This is a genomic window from Pseudoalteromonas sp. 20-MNA-CIBAN-0454, from assembly GCF_040308685.1.
GTDB classification, from domain to species: Bacteria; Pseudomonadota; Gammaproteobacteria; order Enterobacterales; family Alteromonadaceae; genus Pseudoalteromonas; species Pseudoalteromonas nigrifaciens.
The window spans coordinates 1-2989 of sequence record NZ_JBEOOB010000070.1 but is presented as its reverse complement, the minus strand read 5'-3'; the positions used below and the strand labels follow the sequence as shown (position 1 = coordinate 2989).

The window sequence follows — 2989 nt, the reverse complement described above, 5'->3', positions numbered from 1 at the left end:
GATGAACCGCCCATTGCGGACCCGCATGATGGGTGGTGTGGGGGCTGGAGGTTAGAGACCTCCGGCTACCCGATTATATGCCGTATTATGCTAAGATATCAACCTTCCCATTTAACTGTTTACCGTCAAGATCTTTAAATTTATTTAAAACACCTGATAAAAAGTCAGTATTCTCACCAATGCTTTTTTTAAAATCTATGGATTTTTCAACTTGCCCAATTAAGTCTACTTTGATTTTACCTATTTTTTCGGGATCATTATTATATTGTTCAAGTACATTTAATGGTATAAATGGCACTACATCAAGTAAAGCACTTTCCCCTGATTTAATTAATGTATTAATTTCATCAATTGATATATTTCTCATATCAATCTTTGTAGGTTGTGAATTATTTTGGTTTATGTTTTTTTCTACAGCAATAGATTCAGTCGGCATTTTATTGCCGCTAGCTGCTGTCGTAATGGAATAGTTTTGCCCTACATTTAAAATATTCATATTAATTCCTCATGTATTAATAGATATTTGATATTAATGCAAAAGGTGCACCATGTTAGATATTATACTAATGACTATTTTAGGCATATAACGCCCGGCTCACCAGCGCCCAAGCCGTAGCGGATTTTGTGGTAGTGTGGAGCGCAGCGGAACCCACAAAAACCGCGTAGGTTTGGGCGTCTGCGTGTAGCCGTTTGTTATGTGACATTGGAGTAATAAATTACCAACAGAGACAAAATTACCACATAGAATAGCAGCCCTATGAGGTGAGCTCGCGATGCCGCAAGACTATTTGTTTTTTTTAGCTCTTTGTACAAGCTAAACGAGTGAAACTCTGCTGAGCTTTTTCCGAATGAAACCAACCGAAGAATTAAAACCCCAGTAATGTAAAATAAGTATCCAAAAATTACTTCGAATGTTACCCAAATCAGTATATCGCCCATAACTTATCCTTTCTCGATTTAATTCTACAACCAACTCTAACCCTGAAAATGCTAAATGCTCATTCTTTCACATAACAGCTTATTGAACACCATTGTGGTGGTTTATAACACACCAAAACGGCGTATATTACATACCATGATAATTTCACCAATAATTACGTTTGTAAACAAGTAATTAAAACAGCTAGAAATTAAGCATGTTATTTTGCCCCAAAACGGCGTTTAATAATGTTATTGGACAAAATTAGATTTCTACTGAAAACACAGGAATAAATTTAACTTTTTCAGTGTCTGCTTCTCTTGAGATATTTCAAAGTTACGAAGTAAGCGGCTATTTTCTATGTTAGGAGTTTTTATATATGCACCAGCCCCAATAAACGAAAGCAACCAAAGGTCTTTTAATGCTTGAGGTATATTAAATGTAAATAAAAACTCAAAAATGCTAAACAGTTGTTGTGAGGCATTTCGATAATACTCAATTAAATCTGAAAAAATAGAAACAAATCCAACATCAAACACGTGTTGAAATAAGCTAATTAGACTTAGAGAAGCAAATACAATAGATAAAATGCGTAATACTTTGCTCAATTTAATTTACTCCGACTTTCCATAACAGCATAAACGCCCGCTTAAGCAGACAAAAATTGTAGGTTATAATGTGGAACAAGGCGAAATCTAACCAGCTGTTTTTGTTGTATTTAAAGCACTTTTTAGCTCTCAGATACAAAGTTCATTGTTTGCCGATGCATAAGGCAAAATCCATTTCTTTCTTTCGTAATACGCTTTGTATCAGAATCAACAAAAACCTGAGTCACACCATCTAGTTTGAACATATCAGGGTCTATTGGTTTCTTAGCATAAGGATTATGAAAAACGTATAAACCATCTCTAACATTCTCTTTATTTTGGTTTGTCATTGAATGCCTCTGAATAGGTTTATTATCAACCTCAGACCACCATACCGAGGACACTGCGCGTTGAATTTCGCAATTACCTGACATAGCTTCAATTTTACCCCATGTGGCAGTTGTACTTAAAATAATTGCACTAATTTCAGAGTAATCATCACTTTCGAATAAGCCAAGTGGGATCTCAGTACCATTATCTTTTTCGACCCAACCGAGCCTCACATCAGGAGGACCATTTGGGAATAAATGAGGCGCATCGTTATATGCATCTTCGTCTACGTAAAAATCATATAATAAAGCCATAATTGGCACTTCACATTGAAGGTTAAAATGAGGCTGTTCAAATGGAGCTACAGCCAAAACAAATGGATTGGGACGTACATGTTCTAGCTTAGAATATGAACTTTTATACTTTATGTACTTCTTATTTATCGAATTTGACAGGCGAATAATAGAATCCATATTCATGTCTTTGAACCTATCTGGAATACCTTTCGATAAATCTTTTTCCCACTCAGGAGTTTTACCAACTGCTGATTCAGATATGGTTGCCTCTACGACAACATTGTTACCTTTATATTCAAGCAAAAAGTCAGGTCTTGAATAAGACCAGTCCATTTTGAAATCTATTTCTTTAAATAGGGCATATAAATATATTTCCCAAAAGCTTGAATTGAATGTCGTTTGAAATTCAGTAACAAGTTTATTGTCTCTATCAGGAAAACCATTACACCATTTTAAGAGCTCTGCTCTATCAGCTTTCATAGACTGCTTAAGTATATTAACAAAGTTTTTATGTTGTTTACCTGACAAGCCTATATCTTCAAATAAATCCATAGATGTTTACACTTACCTTGGTGAGCTAGCAGCTTATTGAACACCATTTTGGTGGTTTATAACACACCAAAACGGCATATATTACATACCCTAATAATTTCACCAATAATTACCTTTGTAAACAAGCAATTAAAATAGCTGGGAATTACGCTTGTTATTTTGCACCAAAACGGCGTTTAATAATGTTATTGGACAAAATTAGGTTTCTACTCAAAACGCAGGAATAAAGTAAGCGCGCAATTAAACCCACATACCAATATTAATGCTACCTATGCATAATTTACTCAGCATATTAACCTGAGGTA

At 34.9% G+C, this 2989-nt stretch carries 3 protein-coding genes; all 3 read right to left on the bottom strand.

Annotated features, from left to right (window positions below; translation table 11 throughout):
- Positions 1–85 precede the first annotated feature (85 nt).
- Positions 86–496 (bottom strand): hypothetical protein, encoded by a 411-nt coding sequence (locus tag AAEZ22_RS17855; RefSeq protein WP_119978339.1) that lies wholly within the window; start codon positions 494–496, stop codon positions 86–88.
- Between the two features lie 695 nt (positions 497–1191).
- Positions 1192–1527, bottom strand: coding sequence for a hypothetical protein (locus AAEZ22_RS17850; protein ID WP_182194565.1), 336 nt, complete (start codon positions 1525–1527; stop codon positions 1192–1194).
- A gap of 122 nt (positions 1528–1649) precedes the next feature.
- A complete protein-coding gene (locus AAEZ22_RS17845; RefSeq protein WP_182194563.1) occupies positions 1650–2684 on the bottom strand; it encodes a hypothetical protein in 1035 nt (344 codons plus the stop codon).
- Positions 2685–2989: the final 305 nt, after the last annotated feature.

What these genes read in the sequence shown, in the direction of transcription:
- AAEZ22_RS17855 (WP_119978339.1), bottom strand. Translation starts at nt 496, where the DNA reads ATGAATATTTTAAATGTAGGGCAAAACTATTCCATTACGACAGCAGCT.
- AAEZ22_RS17845 (WP_182194563.1), bottom strand. Translation starts at nt 2,684, where the DNA reads ATGGATTTATTTGAAGATATAGGCTTGTCAGGTAAACAACATAAAAAC.